This window comes from Rhizobium sp. YTUHZ044 (assembly GCF_051123975.1).
In the GTDB taxonomy this organism is placed as follows: Bacteria; Pseudomonadota; Alphaproteobacteria; order Rhizobiales; family Rhizobiaceae; genus Rhizobium.
Map to the genome: position 1 here is coordinate 22906 of NZ_CP101428.1, position 21022 is coordinate 43927.

At 61.9% G+C, this 21022-nt stretch carries 17 protein-coding genes; 5 read left to right on the forward strand and 12 right to left on the reverse strand.

The window, feature by feature from the left end; genetic code table 11:
- Window positions 1–3: 3 nt before the first annotated feature.
- The gene (locus tag NL154_RS25505) at window positions 4–708 is read right to left on the reverse strand and encodes a TetR/AcrR family transcriptional regulator (RefSeq protein ID WP_210632478.1); all 705 of its coding nucleotides are present in this window, start codon (window positions 706–708) and stop codon (window positions 4–6) included.
- Window positions 709–964: 256 nt separating this feature from the next.
- Between NL154_RS25505 and NL154_RS25510 the strand changes: the two genes are divergently transcribed.
- Complete coding sequence (locus tag NL154_RS25510; RefSeq protein WP_210632479.1) at window positions 965–2167, forward strand: multidrug effflux MFS transporter; 1203 nt, start codon at window positions 965–967, stop codon at window positions 2165–2167.
- Window positions 2168–2298: 131 nt separating this feature from the next.
- Here NL154_RS25510 and NL154_RS25515 read toward each other — a convergent pair whose 3' ends face one another.
- The 5 genes from NL154_RS25515 to NL154_RS25535 all read right to left on the reverse strand — a co-directional run bounded on the left by NL154_RS25515 (window position 2299) and on the right by NL154_RS25535 (window position 9156).
- On the reverse strand, window positions 2299–3336 hold the full coding sequence (locus NL154_RS25515) for a LacI family DNA-binding transcriptional regulator (RefSeq protein WP_210632480.1): 1038 nt from the start codon (window positions 3334–3336) through the stop codon (window positions 2299–2301).
- 119 nt (window positions 3337–3455) lie between these two features.
- Entirely contained in the window at window positions 3456–4496 is a 1041-nt protein-coding gene (locus NL154_RS25520; RefSeq protein ID WP_221144812.1) for a LacI family DNA-binding transcriptional regulator, read from the reverse strand.
- Between the two features lie 319 nt (window positions 4497–4815).
- Window positions 4816–5115, reverse strand: coding sequence for a hypothetical protein (locus tag NL154_RS25525; RefSeq protein WP_210632482.1), 300 nt, complete (start codon window positions 5113–5115; stop codon window positions 4816–4818).
- Between the two features lie 103 nt (window positions 5116–5218).
- A complete protein-coding gene (locus NL154_RS25530) occupies window positions 5219–7117 on the reverse strand; it encodes an ABC transporter ATP-binding protein (RefSeq protein WP_210632483.1) in 1899 nt (632 codons plus the stop codon).
- Window positions 7118–7347: 230 nt separating this feature from the next.
- Window positions 7348–9156: an ABC transporter ATP-binding protein gene (locus NL154_RS25535; RefSeq protein WP_210632644.1), complete on the reverse strand. Its 1809-nt coding sequence runs from the start codon at window positions 9154–9156 to the stop codon at window positions 7348–7350.
- Between the two features lie 274 nt (window positions 9157–9430).
- Between NL154_RS25535 and NL154_RS25540 the strand changes: the two genes are divergently transcribed.
- Window positions 9431–10048, forward strand: coding sequence for a flavodoxin family protein (locus NL154_RS25540; RefSeq protein ID WP_210632484.1), 618 nt, complete (start codon window positions 9431–9433; stop codon window positions 10046–10048).
- Between the two features lie 356 nt (window positions 10049–10404).
- Here the strand turns inward: NL154_RS25540 and NL154_RS25545 are convergent, their stop codons facing one another.
- The 4 genes from NL154_RS25545 to NL154_RS25560 are packed head-to-tail and all read right to left on the reverse strand — an operon-like array spanning window position 10405 to window position 14137.
- Window positions 10405–11178, reverse strand: a complete 774-nt coding sequence (locus NL154_RS25545; RefSeq protein ID WP_210632645.1) for an ABC transporter permease — start codon at window positions 11176–11178, stop codon at window positions 10405–10407.
- Window positions 11162–11992: an ABC transporter ATP-binding protein gene (locus NL154_RS25550; RefSeq protein WP_210632485.1), complete on the reverse strand. Its 831-nt coding sequence runs from the start codon at window positions 11990–11992 to the stop codon at window positions 11162–11164. The genes NL154_RS25545 and NL154_RS25550 overlap by 17 nt, the downstream gene beginning before the upstream one ends.
- A gap of 12 nt (window positions 11993–12004) precedes the next feature.
- The gene (locus tag NL154_RS25555; protein WP_210632486.1) at window positions 12005–13006 is read right to left on the reverse strand and encodes an ABC transporter substrate-binding protein; all 1002 of its coding nucleotides are present in this window, start codon (window positions 13004–13006) and stop codon (window positions 12005–12007) included.
- A gap of 48 nt (window positions 13007–13054) precedes the next feature.
- Window positions 13055–14137, reverse strand: coding sequence for a 4-oxalomesaconate tautomerase (locus tag NL154_RS25560; protein WP_210632487.1), 1083 nt, complete (start codon window positions 14135–14137; stop codon window positions 13055–13057).
- Between the two features lie 114 nt (window positions 14138–14251).
- On the opposite strand from NL154_RS25560, the gene NL154_RS25565 reads away from it, so the two are divergent.
- The 3 genes from NL154_RS25565 to NL154_RS25575 all read left to right on the forward strand — a co-directional run bounded on the left by NL154_RS25565 (window position 14252) and on the right by NL154_RS25575 (window position 18903).
- Complete coding sequence (locus tag NL154_RS25565; RefSeq protein ID WP_064707350.1) at window positions 14252–15148, forward strand: LysR family transcriptional regulator; 897 nt, start codon at window positions 14252–14254, stop codon at window positions 15146–15148.
- A 351-nt stretch (window positions 15149–15499) separates the two neighbouring features.
- Window positions 15500–16906, forward strand: a complete 1407-nt coding sequence (locus tag NL154_RS25570) for an FAD/NAD(P)-binding protein (protein WP_221153273.1) — start codon at window positions 15500–15502, stop codon at window positions 16904–16906.
- Window positions 16907–16974: 68 nt separating this feature from the next.
- Complete coding sequence (locus NL154_RS25575) at window positions 16975–18903, forward strand: hybrid sensor histidine kinase/response regulator (protein ID WP_210632489.1); 1929 nt, start codon at window positions 16975–16977, stop codon at window positions 18901–18903.
- Between the two features lie 5 nt (window positions 18904–18908).
- On the opposite strand, the gene NL154_RS25580 is transcribed toward NL154_RS25575, so the two are convergent.
- Together NL154_RS25580 and NL154_RS25585 are read right to left on the reverse strand one after the other, a co-directional pair.
- The gene (locus NL154_RS25580) at window positions 18909–20102 is read right to left on the reverse strand and encodes an acyltransferase family protein (RefSeq protein WP_210632490.1); all 1194 of its coding nucleotides are present in this window, start codon (window positions 20100–20102) and stop codon (window positions 18909–18911) included.
- Window positions 20103–20244: 142 nt separating this feature from the next.
- Complete coding sequence (locus tag NL154_RS25585) at window positions 20245–21000, reverse strand: SURF1 family protein (RefSeq protein ID WP_210632491.1); 756 nt, start codon at window positions 20998–21000, stop codon at window positions 20245–20247.
- Window positions 21001–21022: the final 22 nt, after the last annotated feature.

The window sequence follows — 21022 nt, forward strand, 5'->3', positions numbered from 1 at the left end:
TGATCAGCCGGACATGGCCGCAAGCTGCGGCTCTCCGCCGGCCTTTTCGGCCTTCGGGCAGCCATAGGCCTTCAGAAAGGTGCGCACGGCATTGCGCGCCGCCTTTTCCAGGTCTTCATTGGTGGGTGTGCCGCCGAACAGCGTCATCATCTGCAGGTCGGCATTGGCGAGCGCCACGAACTGCCGGGCGGCGACGTCGTAATCATCGATAGCAAGCGCTTGACTGTGGGCAAGGCGGGCGAGAAGCGCGGAAAGCGCGGTGGTCAGTTTGCCCGGCCCCTGCTGGCGCCAGCTTTCGAAGAGGTGCGGATATCGCTCGCCCTCCGTCTGCACCAGTTTGCGCAGGAATTTTCCATCATGATTGCAGATGCAGTTTTTATTGAGGCGCACGGCAAATGCCGTCAGACCGTCCTCCAGATTGTCGGCGCTGTCAGGAAAGGTCGACAGCACGGAGAAGAGCATGGCATTGGCGCGGTTCATGACGTCCTCGACGACGGCGACGAACAGTGTCTCCTTTTCACGATAATGATTGTAGATCGTCTGGCGGGAGACACAGGCGACGGCGGCGATCTCGTCGATGCTGGCGGCTGAAAAACCCTGGCGGCAGAAGACATCGGCGGCGGCGTCGAGGATCGACATACGCTTGGCGCATTGTCCACGCTGCGTGTGCCCCGCCATCCGGTCTGCCGGTGTCATGCTGTCTTTCATGGAGCGAAGATAAGATGTCTTGACGGTTTAGACAATGGCGTCTAATTTTACAGGCGTGTCCAAATTTATTGACACTCTTGGTTCCGCCGCTGGAGATATGAGCTCCCAACTTCGTCTTCGCGCGAACGATCATCATTGAACCCAGCGCATCGGCGCGAAAATCGGACTGATTTTCGGAGAGCACGATGCGTCGATTCCAAAGAGTGCGGAGCGACGATCCGGCGCCTCCGCTGCGCTTTTACGAAAGATCACCATTATGACGGCTTCCTTCTTTCGCATTGCCCTCATTCTCGGCCTGTTGTCGGCCATCGGTCCCTTTGCCATCGACATGTATCTGCCTGCGCTGCCCTCCATCGGCCAGGACCTGCATGCCGACAACAGCGTCACGCAACTGACCCTGCTCGCTTTCTTTATCTCCTTTGCGCTTGCGCAGCTCGTCTACGGGCCGCTGTCGGACATGTGGGGCCGCAAGCTGCCGCTCTATCTCGGTATCGGCCTCTTCGCCGTCGCGTCGATCGGTTGCGCATTTGCGACCGATATCGAAACGCTGATCGCCTTCCGTTTCGTCCAGGGCATCGGCGGTGCCGCCGGCATGGTCATTCCCCGGGCCATCGTCCGCGACATGCATACCGGCGTCCAGGCCGCGCGGCTGATGTCGCTGCTGATGCTGGTCTTCTCGATCTCGCCGATCCTGGCGCCGCTGACGGGCAGCGCCGTCATCGAGCTCTCCGGCTGGCGCGGCGTATTCTGGGCCGTGACCGGCGCCGCGGTGATCGGCCTTGTCCTGCTTTCCACCCAGCTCGAGGAAACCCGCCCGGCCGAGGAGCGCAACGGCAGCGGCCTCGGCAGCGCCATGAAGGCCTATCGTCTGCTGCTCGCCGACCGCAATTTCCTGACGCTGACTTTCATCGGCGGCCTCGGCATTTCGAGCTTCCTCGTCTATCTCGCCAACTCTCCTTTCGTGCTGATCCAGCATTACGGGCTCACGCCGACCGAATACAGCTTCGCCTTCTCGATCAATGCCGTATCCTTCTTCGCGGTATCGCAGGCGACGGGCTGGCTCGGGGAGCGGTTCGGTCTGGTGCGCGTCATGCGGATTGCCGTCAGCGCCTTTGCGCTGGCCATGATCGTCATGGCGGTGGTGATGGCTTCAGGCTTCAACCAGCTGCCTGTTATGGCGACCTTCCTGTTCATCGGCTACGGCTTCCTCGGCCTCGTCATTCCAACGAGCGCGGTGCTTGCCCTTGAAGATCACGGCGCGATCGCCGGCACCGCCTCGTCGCTGATGGGCACGCTGCATTTCGTGATTGCCGCCGTCGCCATGGTTGTATCGAGCCTGTTCTTCGATGGCACCGCCGTTCCAATGGCCGCGGGCATCGCGCTTTGTGCCTTCTCGGCCTTCGTGCTGACCCAGGCGACGATCGGTCGCCGCGTCGCCGCCGCCGCCGCCGCCGAATAGCCGGAAACAGGCCGCACCCGGCAACGAGTGCGGCCATGCCATCTTTCTACAATGCCCATTGTCGGCGAGCCGATCGAGAGCATCAGGCAGCCTCAAGCCGGCCCTGCTGAATCTTTGCCTATAGACGGGGTTCAGCCCGCCAGTGTGAAGGCGTCGCTTTCGCCTGGAACGAGTTCCATCGGCCAGATCCTGTTGCGCGCGCCCTGCGGATAATGGTCGGCATAGGCCGGCATGGTGGCGAGCAGGGTTTCGCCGAGTTGGGCGCCGAGATCGCGCAGCGACATGCGGAAGGAGGTCAGCGTCGGCTGCAGGAAATGTGTGCGCGATTCTTCGCGGAAACCGACGACGGCAAGGTCGCGCCCGGGCACGATGCCGGCTTCCGCAAGCCGCCGGTACAGTCCGATCGCCATCAGTTCGTGGATCAGGATGATTGCGGTCGGCCTCTCTTCGATCATCAGCAATTCGTGGCCGGCCTGATAGCCGCCCTGTTCACTCGACTTCACACGGATGACGAGGGCGGGGTCGAAGGGAATGCCGTGCCGTTTCAGCGCCTGACGGTAACTGTCGAGGAAGATGTAGCCGAGATTGATGTCGGAGGAGGGGGCCGCCACCGCAATCCGCCGGTGGCCTTTGGCGACGAGTCGGTCGACGCCGCGCGCCGCCACGCCCTCGAAATCGAGATCCATCCAGGTATAGCTGCCGCCGGACGCACTGCGGCCGAGCGCCACGAATGGGATGCGGGCCTTTTCCAGAAACTCGATGCGCCGGTCGGTGCGCCGCGTCGCCGAGATGATCAGCGCATCGACGAGCCGGCGCGCCACCATGCGCTTCAGATATTCATGCGGGTCCTCGTCATCGGGGCAGGGCAGCATGACCAGATCGAGCTTGTGGCGGGAAAAGACGCTCTGCAGCCCGTCGGTGACGCCGAGGAAGAAGTCGTCGCTGTTCTCGACCGTCTCGCGGCTGACCTCGAGCATCAGCCCGATGACGTTGGTCATGCCCTGGCGCAGGCTGCGGCCCGACTGGTTGGCGACATAACCGAGTTCTTCGGCGGCGGCCAGCACGCGCCGGCGCGTGTCTTCATTGACATCCGGCTTGCCGTTCAACGCCCGGGACACCGTCCCGATCGAAATGTCGAGGTGCTCGGCGAGCTGGCGAATTCCTTTCATCTGCAGCGATCTTCCTCCCTGACGACGCCGCCCAAATGCGCAAAGAACGTAACGCCTCGATCCCAGTGTCCGGTCCTTCTTGCCACAGGATTGCGCCCGCGAAAAGCCAGGGAGAGACGTCAGGGCTTGAAGCTCTGGCGGATGATGAGTTCCGGAATGACGCGTTCGTAAGCCGGGGGCGAGTCCGGGTTTTCGAGCCGCCGCTCCATCAGATCGACGGCGCGCTGCGCCATGACCACCGGGTCCTGGCGGAAGGTGGTCAGCTGATAGCTCAGCCAGGAGGATTCCGGCACGTCGTCGAAACCGATGACGGCGATATCCTCCGGAATGCGCAGCCGCGCTTCCAGGCGCGCGACATCCATCAATCCGAAGGCGATCAGGTCGTTGGCGCAGAAGATGGCGTCCGGCTTCATTCTTTTGGATAAGAGGGCGCGGCCGGCGGTGACGCCGCCCTGATAATCCGAATCGTCGCCGCGTGCGACGACGACCGATGCACCGAGCGACTTGGCTGCCGAAACGAAGGCGCTTTCGCGCTCCATGATAGCAGGCGTTCCCGAGTTGGAGCCGATCACTGCCAGCTGACGCCTGCCGCTTTCATAAAAGGCCGTCGCCGCCTTGCGCGAGGCTTCGGAATTGCCGGCGCGCACATGGTCGGCGTCGGGCTCCGAGCGGCCGATGACGACGAGCGGCTGCCCGTTGCGCTGGGCGAGTTCGAGGAAACTCGCCGGCGGCGAGCCGGACAGGATGATGATCGCCTCGGCGCGGTGGCCGATCAGCATCTTCTGGGCGGCGAGCAGTTCGTCTTCCGTCTGGCCGGTGTTGATCAGAATCGGAATGCTGCCGCGCCGGATCAGGGCTTTGGCAAGGGCGGCGGCCAGATGCGCGCGAAAACCCACCTCCGGCCGTGTGGCGACCATGCCGACGAGGCGGCTTTGATTGGCAAGCACGCCGCGCGCCAGATCATTGACGTGATAGCCGAGCTCTTCGGCGGCCCGCAGCACTTTCTCGCGCGTTGCAGGCGCAACGCTCGCGCCTGGCGTAAAGGTGCGCGAGACAGCCGAGCGCGAAACGCCCGCCATTTGCGCCACCTGTTCGGCGCTGACGAAACGCATGCGCTCTTTTCTCAGCACCTTGCCGCCGTTCACGGGACCATCATCCATCGGCTCTCAACTATTGCGCGTCTCTGACAGCCGGATGACAGGCGGCGGGATGGGCGGGATCTTTTGCGTGCTGTTCGTTGGCGTGCCGGCTCACGCTAAGACCGCTCCCCACAAGGGGGAGGGGCTAAGCCACGGTCTCGGCGGCGATCAAAGAAGAGATCTTGTTGGACTTTTACGTGAAACGGTGCGGCATGGAGGGGGTCTTCGGCCCGGACGAGCGGCCGGGATGTCGCACAAAAAACCGAGGCTGCGGGACGCAGCCTCGGCTGGAGGCAAACCGGCGGCGATTAAAACCAATGCCGCTGCAAGAATTCAGGGGCTATTCGCAGACCCGCACGGTTTCGGTATGGTAATAGCCGTCATAGCGGTTGCGGACGTCGCGGTCCTCATACCAGCACCTCGGCGCCGGCTCGACATAACGAGGGCCTTCATCGACGTAGCGAGGGCCGCCATTGGCGAGTGCGCCGCCGATCAGGCCGCCGACGACACCTGCCGCGACGCCGCCGGCGATGATCCGGCCGGTATTGTCGTGATGATGGTGGTCACGCGCCGCAGCAGGCTGAATAGCCGATCCAACAAGGGCCGTCGCGATCAACAGGCTGCTAATAATTCTCTTCATGACATTCTCCTCAGTGGCACTTGCCCCGGATAAGAGGGAAATGCGGCAGGAACGCGTTTGTTCGTTCAATCTTTACGACACGCGTTAACGCAAGTCATCCCCATCAAGTTGCCGGCCCCGCCGCCGTCGTCTCTTCCAGCACGTCCTCGGGAATATCGTCGAACGAGGCGTAGTTGAGATTGTAGAGTCTGGAATAGAGCTTGCCGTTCTTCATCAGCTGGCGGTGGTCGCCGCTTTCGATGATTTCGCCGTTCTGCAGCACGATGATGCGGTCGGCTTCGCGGATCGTCGCCAGGCGATGGGCGATGACGAGGCCGGTGCGGTTTTCGAGCAGCTTCACCAGCGCCTTCTGGATCAGCATCTCGGTATAGCTGTCGATATTGGCGGTTGCCTCGTCGAGCACGAGGATCTTCGCATCCGCCACAAGGGCGCGGGCAAAGCTCAAAAGCTGGCGCTGGCCGAGCGAGAGATTGCCGCCGCGCTCGCCGAGAATGCTGTCATAGCCATCGGGCAGGCGCATGACGAAATCATGCGCGCCGACGGCCCTGGCCGCCTCGATCACCTGTTCGCGCGTCGCTTCCAGCTTATGGTAGCGGATGTTTTCGAAGACGGTGCCGGTGAAGAGGAAGGGTTCCTGCAGCACCATGGCGATCTGCGCTCCGAGCGAATCCTGGGTCAGGTCACGCACGTCGTGGCCGCCGACCAGCACCTGGCCTTGCTGCACGTCGTAGAAGCGATGGATTAGCGACATGCAGCTCGATTTGCCGGAGCCCGTCGGCCCGACCAGCGCCACCGTCTCACCGGGATTGACCTTGAAGCTCACATGTTTCAGCACCGGATGCTTCGGATTGTAGCCGAAGACGACATCCTTGAATTCCACCGAGCCGTCCATGTCGCGCGACAGGGTCTTGGCGTCAGGCGCGTCCTTGATGTCGACGGGGACGTCGAGCACTTCGGTCAGCCGCTGGCCCGAAGCCATGGCGCGCTGCATCACCGAATATTGCAGGGTCAGCGAGCGGATCGGGTCGAAGAAGCGCTGGATATAGAAGAGGAAGGCGACGAGCACGCCGACATCGAGCGCCTGGTTGAGAACGCGGGCGCCGCCGACGACGATGACGAGCGCCATCGCCACGCCGGTCAGGCTGTCGACGATCGGCACCATCACCTGGGCATAACGCGCGGCCGTCAGATGCGTTTTGAGATTGGCATGCGCCTTGTCGTCGTAGAGCGTGAAGTTGACGCCCTGCCGGTCCATGCTCTGGACGGCGCGCACGCCGTGGATCGCTTCGGCAAGCGCGCCGTTGGCGACCGAATTGGTCTCGTGCGCGGCCATGAAGGACTTGCGGGCGAGCGGCAGCCAGAACAGCCGGACGACGAACAGCACCGGCAGCACCGAAAGCGTCAGCAGCCCCAGCTTGAAATCGAGATAGAGCATCACGAAGACGATGCCGAAGAGCAGCACGATGTCGCCGACGGACAGCACCGAGGTTTCGAGGAATTCCTGCATCGAGTTGACGTCGCCCTGCAGGCGCGACATCAGCCGCCCCACTTCGGTCTTGTCCATGAAGGAGAGCGAGACGCGCTGGAGATGCGAAAACATCGCCTTGCGGATGTCGAAGAGCACCTCTTCCGCGACATTGCCGACCAGCGTCTCCTGCGCGTAGCTTGCCGCATAATTGATAAGGATGGCGATGGTGAAGGCGGCAACAGCCCAGATCAGCGCCGCATGATTGCCGCCCGGCGACATGCCGTGATCGATGGCGTAACGGATGATCAGCGGGATCAGCAATTGCATCGTCGTGAAGGTCAGCACGGCGACAACAGCCCAGAGGACCTGGGTGCGGTAGGGGCGAACGAAAGCCCAGATGCGCTTGATGATGTTGCCGTCGAAGGCCTTGCCGAACATTTCCTCCTCGACGCGATGCGAACCGACCACCGCCCGCGGCGGACGGCGCCCATCCTCGCGAACGTCGGGACGCTCTGTTTCCAGTTCCTCGGCCATGTCTTTCCTCCTGCGGCCATCATGTCAGGTGGCCAGCACGTTCATTGCGTGTCCCCTTCTCCCCAGCGGGGGGTCCGAAGGACGGTGCCCGAAGGGCGGATGGGGGGGCCGCACGGCACGCCCTCTTTGCCCTTCGCTTCCGCTCAGGGCACTCGTCGCTGTCGCTCCTCGCCCTCTTCGCCTCGCTTTGCTCGGCACTTCTCCCCAGTGGGGAGAAGAGAGGCATCTCATCACGCGCTCAACACCTCGTCGCCCGGCCGCACCTGCAGATCGTAGAGCGCCTTGTAGCGCCCGCCGAGCGAAAGCAGCGCCTGATGCGTGCCGCGCTCGACGATCCGTCCGTCTTCGACGAACAGGATCAGGTCGGCATGCATAAGCGAGCTCAGGCGATGGGCAACGATGATGGTCACCCGGTCGGCGGCGTAGCGGCGCATGGCGCTGCGGATGCGCTGCTCGGTGGCCGCGTCGATTGCCGCCGTCGAATCGTCGAACACCATCACCGCCGGCTTCAGCATCAGGGCGCGGGCGATCGAAAGACGTTGGCGCTGTCCGCCGGAGAGCGACACGCCGCGCTCGCCGACGACGGTGCCGTAACCGGTGGGAAGGCCGAGCACGTAATTGTGCAGTTGAGCGCTTTCGCTGGCGCGTTCGATGCGGCTTTCCTTGGCCCAGGGGTCGCCATAGGCGATGTTGTTCTCGATCGTCGTCGTGAACAGGAAGGAATCCTGCTGCACGACGGCGACAGCCCGGCGCAGCGACTGCAGTGTCGCCTTGCGGATGTCCTGGCCGTCGATGGTAATCCTGCCGCCGCTGACATCGTAGAAGCGCGGGATCAGATGGGCGATGGTCGACTTGCCGCTGCCGGGAGGGCCGACGATGCCGATCGTCTGGCCGCGCCTGGCTTCAAGGGAGACATCATGGAGCACGGTGCGCTTTTCCGAGCCGGGATAGGCGAAGCTGACATTCTCGAAGCGCAGCACGCCCTCCGTCACCGCCAAATCCGTCGCGTCCGGCGCATCCTTGATCGCGATGTCGAGGTCGAGCAGAGCAAAGAGCCGCGAGCCGCAGGTGGAGGCGCGGGCAAAGGCATTGACCATCAGGCCGAGCTGGCGCACCGGCATCTGCAGGATGGTCATGAAGGTCAGGAACGAGGCGAGCGTGCCGACGGTGATCTCGCCCGACATGACCTTGCCGCCGCCGACCCAGAGCACGAGGCCCATGGCGGCGAAGAAGGAGAAGGTCATGGCGCTGGTGTTGACGACGCGGATGCCGACCCGCTGATGCGCAAGCGCCAGCGCGTTCTTCGAGGCGGCCTCGAACTTCGACAGTTCGTGTTCCTGGGCGGCAAAGGCCCGCACGACGCGAATGCCGCCGAGATTCTCCTCCATGATCCGGGTCAGCACCGACAGCCGCTCCTGGAGGTCGAGCCAGGTGGCCCGCAGCCTGAGCTGCGTCACCGAGGAGCGCCAACCGACGAAGGGCACGAAGGAGAGCGCCAGCAGCCCGAGCACGACATCTGTCGACAGCAGCATATAGGCGCCGATGCCGATCAGGATCGACAGCAGGACCATGCGGACCAGCGCGGTGGAAAAATACATGCGCACGCCCTCGAGATCGAGCAGGCCGACGGTGATCAGGTCGCCGGAATGGACCGTATCGTGAAAGCTGAAGGAGAGGCGCTGGATTTTCTCGTAGCAGGCCAGGCGCAGCTCGTAGCCCATGTGGTGACCGACGGATTCGCTGAAATAGTTCTGCACCATGGTGAAGAGACCGCGCAGCACGCTGGCGCCGAGCAATAGCAACGCCGTGGTCAGAAGCGCGTCTTGCGCCGCCTGGCCGGCCGCACCGCCGCCCATCGCCATCTGCGTGTGGTCGACCGCCCGGCCAAGAAGGCGGGGGATCATCAGCTGGAAGGTGGAGGCGATGAGGGTGGCGCCAATCGCCAAGCCGGCCTGCCAGGGATGGCGGAAGGCCATCACGGTGATGCGCACCAGTGTATAGAGGCCTCGGCCCCAGCCTGCCGCAGTTGCAAGCGCCATCGAAGCCGAAGGCTTCGTCGCGCGTGTTGACGCATCGCTGCTCACGGTATTTTTCCAATAGATGTGGTGCTCGGACGCTGGCCCGAAAAGACGGCAAATCCATGAAGGGATTGATAGCACCGTCATTTTTGCCGATTCCAACTGGGCGTTCAAGTAAAGAATTCACCAACTGGTTATTTTTGCGTGAGGCCCTCACGCATCCCTCTCGGGAACTATCGGCGCGCGGGTGGGTTGCAGCAGCAAGGCCCGAGAGGCGCCCGTTACGGAGAGACCCATGCCGCTGAAAGCCCTTGCTCTCAACGCGACGCTGAAGACCAGCGACGCCAAGGATCCGTCATCGACCGACCGGATGATCGCTCTCATCGACAAGGCGATGTCCGAATACGGCGTCGTGACCGAAGTGCTCCGCCTTGCCGATTTCAACGTCAAGCCGGGCGTGAGCTCGGACGAGGGCGCCGGCGACGACTGGCCGGATATTCGCGCAAAGCTGCTCGACGCCGATATCCTGCTGATGGCGACGCCGATCTGGCTCGGCCAGCCGTCCAGCGTCTGCAAGCGGGCGCTCGAGCGCATGGACGCCTTCCTCGACGAGACAGACGATCAGGGCCGTATGGTGTCTTACGGCAGGGTGGCAGCCGTTGCCGTCGTCGGCAACGAGGACGGCGCCCATCATATCTCGGCCGAACTCTACCAGGCGCTCAATGATGTCGGTTTCACCATTCCGGCCAATGCCGTCGCCTACTGGGTCGGAGTAGCGATGGGTTCAACCAATTTCGTCGATCTCGACAAGGTGCCGAAGGTCGTGACCAAGGCCGTCAACATGTTGGCCCGCAACACGGCGCATTTGGCAGGTCTGTTGAAGGCGAAGCCATATCCGGGCGAGGGCGGCTGAGGCCAATCGCGGGCAGCGCTTCAAATATGCATTCAGTTTAACGCGTTAGATCGATTCGGCAATAAAGCTCTTGCCAGGGAGAATTGCCGCATGACCTACCTTCATCGACGCGTGACCGGCCGTTTATGCGTTGAAACTTCGATCAACCCCAGGTGCGGATGAAGCCGCAAAGGAGTTGCGATGACGGTTCAGGGACTTTTTGTGTGTCCGACCGATCGGATGATCTATCTCGTCGACAAGGCAACGGCGAATATTACGTTTCGTTCGAAGTCCTCTCGCTCAGAACGCTTGCGTTCTCCCTTTCTTGTGTAAGGGAGAACGCGTGCCGGTAGTTCTTTCGGTTGCCGCGACGATCGTCACGCCGGCCGTTCAGAAGCACTTGTTCGCCACTTGATGAGATGCTTCTCGGCGATGTCCAGAATGCTGTCGATGATCAAGACAAAGATCGCGAGGATCAGGATGCCCGCGAAGACGCCGACCGCATCAAAATTGCCTTCGGCCTGAGCGATCAGATAACCGAGCCCGGCGGAAGAGCCGAGATACTCGCCGATGATGGCCCCCACAACGGCGAAGCCCACCGAAGTACGCAACGACGACAGAATCCAGCTCGCCGCTGCCGGGAAATAGACATGGCGAAGCAGGTCCCTCCGATTGCCGCCCAAAATGCGGGCGTTCGACAGCACCACCGGGTTGACTTCGCGCACGCCTTGCATCGCGTTGAAGAACGTCACGAAGAATACCAACGTCACGGCGAGCGCCACCTTGGACCACAGCCCAAGGCCGAGCCAGAGCACGAAGATCGGCGCGAGCACGACGCGCGGTATTGCGTTCAGCCCCTTGATGAAGGGGTCGAGAATGCGCGCAGCCGAACGGCTGAGACCAAGCCACACGCCTGCGGCGACGCCGAGTGCCGTTCCGACGAGGTAGCCGAGCACGGTTTCTGTCAGCGTGATGGCGACGTGGCTGTAGAAGTCGACGTCGGCCACCCAGGATAAGACCTGGTCGAAGATGTCGAGAGGAGCCGGGAAAAAGAAGACGTCTATGACGCCTGCCGCGACACCGAGCTGCCAGCCGCCGACAATTGCCACGAGCAGCACGATTTGAATGAGGCGTTCAGTCATGACGTTCATAGCTTTTCTCCACTTCACCGCGCAGCGATGACCAGATGTTGCGATAGAGATCCAGGAAGCGCGGATCGAGCTTGATTTCGGCGACATCACGCGGGCGTTCGAGGTTGACGGGGAAGCTGTCGATGACGCGCGAGCGCGGTCCGGCGGCAAGCACGACGACCCGATCGCCAAGGGCGATCGCCTCCTCGAGGTCGTGCGTTATCATCACCACTGCGCGCCGTTCCTCCTGCCAAAGCCGCAGCAGCTCGTTCTGCATCAGGTGGCGGGTATGGATATCGAGCGCGGAGAAAGGCTCGTCCATCAGGATCACCTTGGGGCCGGTGATCAATGCCTGTGCCATCTGCACACGCTTGCGCTGGCCGCCGGAAAGTTGATGCGGATATCGATGCTCGAACCCCTTCAATCCGACCTTCGCCAGCCATCTCATCGAGTGCTCCCGACGTTCGGCAGCTCCGACACCCTTGAACATGGGACCGAGTTCCACGTTCTCGATTGCGGTCTTCCACGGAAGCAGTGCGTCCTGTTGGAACAGGTAACCTATATCGGTCTGGACCCCGCGGACCGGCTGACCGTCGATGGAAACAGTGCCGCTGGCAGGCTTCAGAAGACCGGCAATTGCGTTAAGTATGGTGCTTTTGCCGCATCCAGTCGGTCCGACGATGGCCAGGAATTCGCCATCGGAGACGCTTAGATTAACCTCCTGCACCGCCACATAAGCACCGAAGGACATGGTGATTGCGTCGATGGAAACCATCGGCTTCGAATGATCCGGACGGTTGGTCGGGGGTGCAGTTTTCACGACGGCCAATTCCATGACCTCCTCCTATCAGTTGGCAGCGGCGTTCGGGACCTTGCCGACGAACTCGTTCGTGTAGGTTTTCGCTAGGTCGATTTCACCCGCGGCGACTTTGTCGTTAAAGCTCTTCAGGACGGCGAGCGGGATCTTGATGTCCTCCTCGTTAATGCGCCCGTCCTTCGAGAAGATCGCCTTGGCGTTCTCGACCGCCTTGACGTAGGTGTCACGATCGCCGGAAATGAACTCCTTCGGGAGCTTCTCCACGATTTCTTCCGCGGAGTGGCTGTTCATCCATTCGAGCGCTTTGACCGTCGCATTGGTGACCTTCTGGATCGTCTCGGGATTTTCCTCGATATAACTTTGCGTGGCATAGAGGACGGAGGTCGGGTAAATCCCGCCATAGATCGCTCTGGCACCGTCGTCGCTGCGCCCATCGATCAGGATCTTGCCGACGCCCTTGGCTTCGATGAACGTCGCAGCCGGATCGTAGTTGACGAGCAGGTCGACCTTCTGCTGTTCGAGCGCTGCGACGGCGGAAGAGCCGGAGCCAACACCGATCAGCGACACGTCGCTTGCGGACAAGCCGTTGCGCTGCAGGTAATAGCGAACAAAGAAATCGGAGGACGAACCCGGCGAGGTGATACCGATTTTTGCGCCTTTGATCGTTTCCGGCTTTGCCGGATCGAATTTGCTGCCCTTGCCGCCAGCCAATACGAGCCCTGAATTGCGGGCGAGCTGTACGAAGGCGACGACGGCCTTCTTCTGCGATTGCATCTGGATCGTATGATCGTAGAAGCCGACGGCGATGTCGGTTGAGCCGGCAACAAGCGCCTGAAGCGTCTTAGAACCGCCCGACGCAAAATTTTCTACGGTCACCTCCAGCCCTTCCTTTTCATAAAGGCCAAGCCCCTGGGCGACGGGAAACGGAAGATTATTGAGGTTGTAAGAGCCGACGCTGATACGGACCGGATCCGCAAGTGCGGAGCCGGCGAGCGCGACGGTTGCCGCGAGGGCGAGCATAAGCTTGCGCATGATGATATTCTCCTCCTGTTGTTGGCGCCCTCCTGGCGGCCAGAGCTATTATGCCGCGCAACCCAGTTGCGTGACAGGTTTTGCTAGCACATGTCCCTCGAACAGCCGGCGGGCGGTGCGAAGGATTCCGGCGACGGTCTTGCCGTCCCGTTCATACAGCTTGACGTCCAGGTGGCCGCTGGGGTGCTCGATGGAAAGAACAAGCGGAGGGGCCCTCCGGCCGATCAGAAGCGAAGCGACCGTATCCTTGGTGATGCAGGCTGTGGCAATTCCGACGGCGCCCGTGGTTGCCAGCGACGGATGACATTGATGCGGCATGAAATAACGTACGCTGAGGTCGCCTCCGGCCTTTGGCCGCGATATGAGCACCGGCTTTGGCGTTACCTGGTTGCGCACGTTTCCAAGGCCCATTCGTTCGCCAGCCGCAATCCGCAGCTCTTCCAGCCGTTCCAGCAATTCCCTGTCAGCATTGAGTTCGGCTGCCGATTCCAGGCCGGTTGCGCCGATCGAAACTGCCTCGATCAGGATCATCGGCATGGCGCAGTCGATGCAGGTGACAGCCACGCCGCCGATCAGGTCGATGGCTTTGCCGGTGGGAAAGAGCCGTCCGGTACGAGCTCCGGCTGCGTCCATGAAAGTAAGCGCAATTGGCGCGGCGCGCCCGGGCACTCCGTCGATTGCAGCCTCACCGAGATAGGAGACGCTGCCATTCGGAGTGGGAACTTCGGCCTCGATCAGCTTGCTGGTGTTGACGTTATGGATCCGAACGAGCGTCGTCTCTCCACGCACCGGAACCAGTCCAGCCTCGATGGCAAACGGGCCAACTGCGGCGAGCATGTTGCCGCAGTTCGGCGAGGTATCGACGATCTGTTGGTCGACTCGCACCTGGGCAAAGAGATAATCCACGTCTGCGCTGGGAACGCTGGCAGGTCCGATGATGGCGACCTTGCTGGTAACCGGGTTGCCGCCGCCAATTCCGTCGATTTGCAACGGATGACCCGAGCCCATGATCGACAGCAGAATCTTGTCACGCTGGTCGGTGTCCGCGGGAAGATCCCTGGCGAGGAAGAAAGGGCCTTTCGAGGTGCCTCCTCTCATCAGAACGCAGGGAATAGCCATCAGATCGTTCATCGGTTGTGCTTTCGCCGGAATTATGCCATCACCGTATCAATCGGCGTTGTTTGATCCGATTATTGGAAGAATTTTTTATTTGTAAAATGCTAAGATTTGAAGGATTGATGCGAAATGAGCATTAATTGTGAGATCCTCGACCTAAGAGCCTTCCTGAGCGTCGTAGAACTGGAGAGCTTCAATCGCGCGGCCGATGCCCTGCATATGTCGCAGCCTGCGTTGAGCCGCCGCATTCAAAAACTGGAGCAGGCCATCGGGGCACCGCTTCTGGAACGCACAACCAGGCATGTGTCAGCGACGGCCCTCGGGACGGAACTGGTGCCCCTCGTCCGACGCATGCTGGAGGAGTTCGATGGCTCCCTCTTTGCTGTGCGTGACGTTGGACCCAATCGAGGGGGGTTGGTGACTATCGCATGTCTTCCAACCGCGGCATTCTACTTCCTGCCTACGGTCATTCGCCAGTTCAATGAAGAATATCCGAACATCCGCTTTCGTATCCTCGATCTGCCTGCCACCGACGGGCTTCAAGCCGTGGCAAGCGGGGAAGTGGAATTCGGAATCAATATCATGGGCACCTCCGACCCGGACCTTACCTTCGAGCGGCTTGCGGAAGACCCATTCGTACTTGCAGCGCGCAAGGATCATCCTCTTGCAGCAAAACAATGGGTCGAGTGGGCGGAGTTAGAGCCTTATCACGTGATCACCGTTCATCGGTCGAGCGGCAACAGAACGCTGCTCGACGCGGCACTGGCAAAATCGAACATTAAGCTGCGCTGGTTCTATGAGGTAACTCATCTGTCTACCTCCCTTGGGCTGGTGGAGGCGGGCCTTGGGATTTCGGTGCTGCCTCGAATGGCAACCCCGCGAGAAGATCATCCGTTCCTGATCACCCGCCCTATTCGCAACCCCGAGATATCTCGAACGATCGGTGTGGTTCGCCGCCGCGGCGGCACGTTGTCGCCTGCGGCGGAGCGGTTTCTCAAGATGTTGATAGGCGTATGGGGAGCCTGATTGAACGGTGCCTTCAGGACCGTCCGAGCAGGCCGATCAGACTTGGCAAGCACGACCGCGGCGAAGGCAGCGGCATGGCCACTTCGGGAGAAGTCAAAAATCTTCTGCGGTATCAATGACTTAATCGCGTGTCTAACAAACCTCTTGCCACTTCCGGTTTTTGGCGCTTTCATACACGACTAGTTTAATAGACTATGGCGAGGGATCATGCCCTCGTTTTCTTGGGGGGCCTCGGTGAGGCCCGAGCTGCGGCGCGAATGGCCGCGTAACCCTCATCAACGCGTAAGCCGCTGTTTATGCGTTGAAACCTCGATCGAGCCCAGGCTGCGAATGAAGCGCAAAGGAGTTGCGATGACGGTTCAGGGACTTTTTTCCGGAAGGGCCAAGGCGGCGGCGCAGATCTCAGCCGTGCCGCGCATTGCGATCGTCGGGCGCGGCTTCTCCGGAATGATGACGGCCATTGCGCTGATGAAGACGCTGCGCGCACCTTTCCATCTGCAGTTGTTCGATCCGAATTCGTCGGTCAGTGGCGGCCAGGCGCTGGCCGCCGCCCGCGCCTCGACGATCCTCAACACCCGCGTGCGTGATCTCTCGGTTTCGGTCGGCGACAGCGACGATTTCAACGACTGGCTCTGTAGCAACGCCGCTTTCCGCGCTGCCGTACCGGCCGCCATTCCCGGTTTCCGGCAGATCTTCGTGCCGAAGGAGATCTTCAGCGATTACGTCTATCAGCGCTTTTCGGAAGCGCTCGCCGCACGCCGGGACATCACCGTCCAGGTCTGCAACGATCCTGTGGTGGCGATCCGCCGGAGCCATGGCAACCGCTTCCTGCTCGAAAGCGCCAATCCGGCCAATCCGCTGTTCGATACCGTGATTCTCGCCACCGGCTACGGCCTGGGTGAACCGGACGCCGGCGAGCCGGATCCTTCGCCGGTCAGGGCTCAGCGCCTTGTCGCGCGGCCGCATGCCGTGTTGCTCGGCAGCGGCATTCGCGTCGTCGATCAGTTGCTGCAGCTGCGCGATTCCGGTTTTGCCGGCCAGGTGACGATCATTTCGCGGCGCGGCTTCCTGCCCCAGAGCCATACGCCGAATTCCGCCGATCCGGTGTTTCCGGCCGAAGCGCTGCCGGAGAGCCTGCCCGACATCGTGCGCTTCATCCGCCAGGCCTGTCGCGAGGCGGAAGAGGAGGGGCGAAGCTGGCAATCGGTGATGAACGGGCTGAGGAAACATGCCCGCTCCCTGTGGAGATCGCTGCCGGCCCGCGACAAACATCAGTTCAACCGCCATTTGCGGGCAATCTACGACAGTCACCGCAATCGCCTGCCGGAGGCCATGCACCTGCGCCTGAAACGCGAGCTTGCCGAAGGCCGCACGGTGCTGCGCCGCGGCCGGGCCGGCCGCCGGGGCCTGAGCGGTCTGTTCTTCACGCCGGCCGGCTCCTCTGTCGAGGAGGTCATCCATGCCGAGCGCATCATCGACTGCCGCTGCCGGGCGCCGGATCTTTCCGCGCCGCTGATGCAGAGCCTGTTTTCCGCCGGCCTCGCCATGCCGGACGAACTTTCGCTCGGACTGGCAGTCAATGCGCGCGGCGAGCCTTTCCTGGAGGACGGCTCGACGGTCGCCGGACTTTTTGCCGTCGGCCCGCTCGGCCTCGGCAGCCTGCCCGATATCGATCTCGTGCCGGAGATCGTCTCGCAGGCTTATGCAGCCGCCGAGCGTATCGGTGAGCGGTTCCATCCGCAGGTCAGGGCGGTGTGAAAAAGTGTGATATTTTGGAACCTTCTGCCTGATGCCGCGTTATGAGCGCTGGTAACCGAGAGGGGCAGATGGAAGTGCTGGATCGACATGATACGTCTCTTGACGAAGAGGGGCGCTTTCGTCTTCTGGTCGATGCCATCACCGACTACGCCATCTACATGCTGAGCCCGGAAGGCATCGTCACCAGCTGGAATACCGGCGCTCAACGTTTCAAAGGCTACAAACCTTCGGAGATTCTCGGCGAGCATTTTTCCCGTTTCTATGTGGATGAGGATCGCGCCGCGGGTATCCCCGAGCGCGCGCTCGCCACGGCGATGGAAGAGGGCCGGTATGAGGGGGAGGGCTGGCGCCGGCGCAAGGACGGCAGCCGCTTCTGGGCGCATGTGGTCATCGATCCGATCCGCCACCCCTCCGGCGAACTGGTCGGCTTTGCCAAGATCACCCGCGATCTGACCGAACGCAGGGCCGCCGAACACGCGATCCGCCAGAGCGAGGAGCAGTTTCGCCGTCTGGTTCAGGGCGTTTCGGACTATGCGATCTACATGCTCGATCCCGACGGCAATGTCAGCAGCTGGAATTTCGGCGCCGAGCGCATCAAGGGTTATCGGCCTGATGAAATCATCGGCCGGCATTTCTCGACCTTCTATACGCCCGAGGATCGCGCGGCCGGCCTGCCGGAGAAGGCGCTCCGCGTCGCGCGCGCCGAAGGCCGGTTCGAAAGGGAAGGCTGGCGTGTCCGCAAGGATGGCAGCCGTTTCTGGGGCAGCGTCGTCGTCGACGCTATCCGCGACGAAGATGGCGAAGTGCTCGGTTTCGCCAAGATCACCCGCGACATCACCGAAAAGATGGAAACGCAGCGGGCGTTGGAGCAGGCGCGCGAAGAGCTTTTCCAATCGCAGAAGATGGAGGCGATCGGCCAATTGACCGGCGGCATCGCCCATGATTTCAACAATCTGCTGATGGCCGTGCTCGGCAGTCTCGAACTCCTGAAGAAGCGCATGCCACAGGACCGCTCGCTGACTTCGCTGGTCGACAATGCCATGCAGGGCGCCCAGCGGGGTGCTGCCTTGACGCAGCGCATGCTTGCCTTTTCCCGCCGGCAGGAGCTGCACATAGAGCCGATCGACGTCTCGGGCCTGGTGCGCGGCATGATGGACATTCTGAGCCGGTCGCTCGGCCCCCTCACCACGATCGAGACTTCCTTCCCGATCAGGCTGCCGACAATCCTCACCGACCCCAACCAGCTGGAGATGGCGATCCTCAATCTCGTTGTCAACGCGCGCGACGCCATGCCTTCCGGCGGCCGCATCATGCTTCGCGCGTCCGAGGAAACGATAACCGCAGGCAAGGGGCCACTGTCGGCCGGCCGCTATATAAGAATAGCAGTGATCGATGAAGGCGAGGGCATGGATGCGAAGACGCTGGAGCAGGCGGTCACACCGTTCTTCACCACCAAGGGTGTCGGTAAGGGCACCGGCCTCGGCCTTTCCATGGTGCAGGGTCTCGCAAGCCAGTCCGGCGGCCGGCTCCTCCTCAAGAGCACGCTGGGCGAAGGCACGACGGCCGAGCTATGGTTTCCTGTCGTCATTGCCGAGCAGACTGCCGAAGCACCGGCCGACACGCCGCAAAAACCGGATAACCCGCCGCAGGGGCTGCGCATCGTCGCCGTCGATGATGACGGGCTGGTCCTGATGAATACGACGCTGATGCTGGAGGATCTCGGCCACACCGTTTTCGAGGCCATGGCCGGTCCAGAGGCGCTCGACATTCTGCGCAAAGAGCAGGTCGATCTGGTCATCTGCGATCATGCCATGCCGCGGATGACGGGAGCGCAACTCGCCGAGGCGATCCGCAGCGAGTGGCCTGAGATGCCGATCATTCTCGCCACCGGTTACGCCGATCTGCCCGACGGCGACGGCGCCGCCAATCTGCCCCGCCTGGGCAAGCCCTTCTCGCAGGCGCAGCTTGCCGAAGCGATCAGCCGGATCGCTTGTTGACCGCTCTAGGCGCGAAGCTTCTCGTCACCATTATCCTGAAGGGCAGTGCGGCCGGCTCCGAGTTCAGAGGTCGTCGGAACTTGCTGTTTACCCGTCGCGCCCGGAGTTGCGCCGTCCAGCAGGCGCTTTTCGGTCTCTTGCAGATCGACGATCGCCTGTTCGATCGTCTCAGCCGGAGTTTCCCGCGCGGCTGCGCGCCACCGATGATGCTGCCACAAGCCGACGAGCAGGCGTCGGCTCGGAACTTCTATCGTCTCATGAATGAACCATGCTCCTGCCGCCGCAACAAAAAGCGCCACCAGGATGAGCGCCGGTTCCGGCATCAGAGCCTCGAAAGCCCGGCCTACAAGGAACATGATGGGGACGTGGAAAAGATAGAGCGAAAAGCTGATCGCGCCGAAGAACCGCACGGGTGGCGCTGCCAGGACATGGGCTGCGATGGGAGGCTGTCGAGCGACCAGCGCCACGATTATGGCTGCGGCGGCCGCGCTTTGCAGGCTCCAGAATTCAGGGGAGAAATCAGGCAAGACATGCCTGTAGGTGAAGAACACCGCCAGAAGGAACAGGGTGAAAGCGCCCGTGAGGGGGGATGGCGTCCACCTATCCCAGTGGGGATGCATCGCCCCGGCAAGGGCGCCGAACAGAAAATAGGGGAGCTTGGAAAGAAGCAGTATGCCTGGTCCCGGCAGCTCAAGCAGACCATCCACCACGACCAGCACCGCCAAACCTGCGATCCCACCGCTATAGCGCTGCGGGCAGGTCAAGCAGAGCCAAAGGATCGGGAAGAACAGATAGAATTGAATTTCGGGTGGAATTGACCAGAAAACGCCGCTTGAGCCTAGAAGAAAGACGTGGCGGAGAAATTCCGTGCCGCCGGTGATCGGCTGAACGAAATTGAGATCTTGCGTGCTCGACAGCATTGCCACGAGCAGGACGGCAACCAGATAGACCGGATAGATACGGGCAAAGCGGCTCACCAGAAAATCCAGGACATTTTCTCTGGTCACCGGCCGCGCGCCATAGAGATGGGCCATCAGAAAGCCGCTGAGGGCGAAGAACAGGCCAACGGCTTCGCTGCCCATCGTCATGTTACGCAAGGCTGTATTCGGAAAGATGAGCCCGATATGCGCCTGCACGACCAGAAGCGCGGCGACACCGCGCAGACCATCGAGACTGGGGATGTAATCCGGCCGGCTCATGTGCAACTTTGAAATGTTCTGTTGAGGCAAGCAGTATCGCACACCGCTTTACAAGAGATTAAGCCGGCGCGCGCAAACTGCCGGCGTGCAACTGTTGCTTGCCGGAGCGCTCGCGCCCTTGCAAAGCGACAGCGAGGCCGGCCTACGCTCGGCCTCTTCCGATCTCGCCGCGAACAACAAACACCAGCAATGCCAGCACCATCACCGCCAGTCCGTACCAGGTGATCGCATAGACGAGATGGTTGTTGGGAAAACGGATGACGGTGAGGCCGCCGACGGGCAGGCCCCCGGGATTTGCAGCGGCGTCGGCATCGATGAAATAGGGCGCGACCGCGCCGAGGCCGCGTTTTTGGGCGATCGCTGCGACATCGCGTGAATACCAACGGTCGGCGGCGACGTCGTTGGATTGGAGCAGCGATCCCTTCGGCTCGGTCATCCGCATCAGTCCGGTGATCTCGATCAGGCCCGATATCTGACCGTCGCGGCGCGACGCGGGGTCGCGCCTGTCCGTCGGCACGAAGCCGCGATTGACGAGGATGGCGGTGCCGTCGGCGAGCATCAGCGGCGTCATCACCCAATAACCCGGGCCGAGCACGGTCGAGGCGTAGACCAGCGTCTCCTTGCCGTTTGCCAGCATTCCCTCGACGGTCACCCGGCGATATTCGTCGCTGCCGGCATTGACCTTCCCCCAGTCGGCGCGCGCCGGGGCCGGCACGGCGGCGTCGTGCACGCGCTGGTCCACGCGGGCGATGAGGTCGCGCTTCCAGCCCAGGCGTTGAACCTGCCAGGTGCCGAGGCCAAAGAGGATGGCGGCAAGCAGCGTCAGGCAGACGGCGAAAAGCGCACGTTTTGCCCGGAAATGCTGTCTTTCCGATTTTTGCGTGGGGGCTTCGCTCATCGACTTAGGGCGGCGCTGCCGC

Coding starts and splice junctions, on each gene's coding strand:
- NL154_RS25505 (WP_210632478.1), bottom strand. CDS start 708: ATGAAAGACAGCATGACACCGGCAGACCGGATGGCGGGGCACACGCAG.
- NL154_RS25510 (WP_210632479.1), top strand. CDS start 965: ATGACGGCTTCCTTCTTTCGCATTGCCCTCATTCTCGGCCTGTTGTCG.
- NL154_RS25515 (WP_210632480.1), bottom strand. CDS start 3,336: ATGAAAGGAATTCGCCAGCTCGCCGAGCACCTCGACATTTCGATCGGG.
- NL154_RS25520 (WP_221144812.1), bottom strand. CDS start 4,496: ATGGATGATGGTCCCGTGAACGGCGGCAAGGTGCTGAGAAAAGAGCGC.
- NL154_RS25525 (WP_210632482.1), bottom strand. CDS start 5,115: ATGAAGAGAATTATTAGCAGCCTGTTGATCGCGACGGCCCTTGTTGGA.
- NL154_RS25530 (WP_210632483.1), bottom strand. CDS start 7,117: ATGGCCGAGGAACTGGAAACAGAGCGTCCCGACGTTCGCGAGGATGGG.
- NL154_RS25535 (WP_210632644.1), bottom strand. CDS start 9,156: ATGGCGCTTGCAACTGCGGCAGGCTGGGGCCGAGGCCTCTATACACTG.
- NL154_RS25540 (WP_210632484.1), top strand. CDS start 9,431: ATGCCGCTGAAAGCCCTTGCTCTCAACGCGACGCTGAAGACCAGCGAC.
- NL154_RS25545 (WP_210632645.1), bottom strand. CDS start 11,178: ATGAACGTCATGACTGAACGCCTCATTCAAATCGTGCTGCTCGTGGCA.
- NL154_RS25550 (WP_210632485.1), bottom strand. CDS start 11,992: ATGGAATTGGCCGTCGTGAAAACTGCACCCCCGACCAACCGTCCGGAT.
- NL154_RS25555 (WP_210632486.1), bottom strand. CDS start 13,006: ATGCGCAAGCTTATGCTCGCCCTCGCGGCAACCGTCGCGCTCGCCGGC.
- NL154_RS25560 (WP_210632487.1), bottom strand. CDS start 14,137: ATGAACGATCTGATGGCTATTCCCTGCGTTCTGATGAGAGGAGGCACC.
- NL154_RS25565 (WP_064707350.1), top strand. CDS start 14,252: ATGAGCATTAATTGTGAGATCCTCGACCTAAGAGCCTTCCTGAGCGTC.
- NL154_RS25570 (WP_221153273.1), top strand. CDS start 15,500: ATGACGGTTCAGGGACTTTTTTCCGGAAGGGCCAAGGCGGCGGCGCAG.
- NL154_RS25575 (WP_210632489.1), top strand. CDS start 16,975: ATGGAAGTGCTGGATCGACATGATACGTCTCTTGACGAAGAGGGGCGC.
- NL154_RS25580 (WP_210632490.1), bottom strand. CDS start 20,102: ATGAGCCGGCCGGATTACATCCCCAGTCTCGATGGTCTGCGCGGTGTC.
- NL154_RS25585 (WP_210632491.1), bottom strand. CDS start 21,000: ATGAGCGAAGCCCCCACGCAAAAATCGGAAAGACAGCATTTCCGGGCA.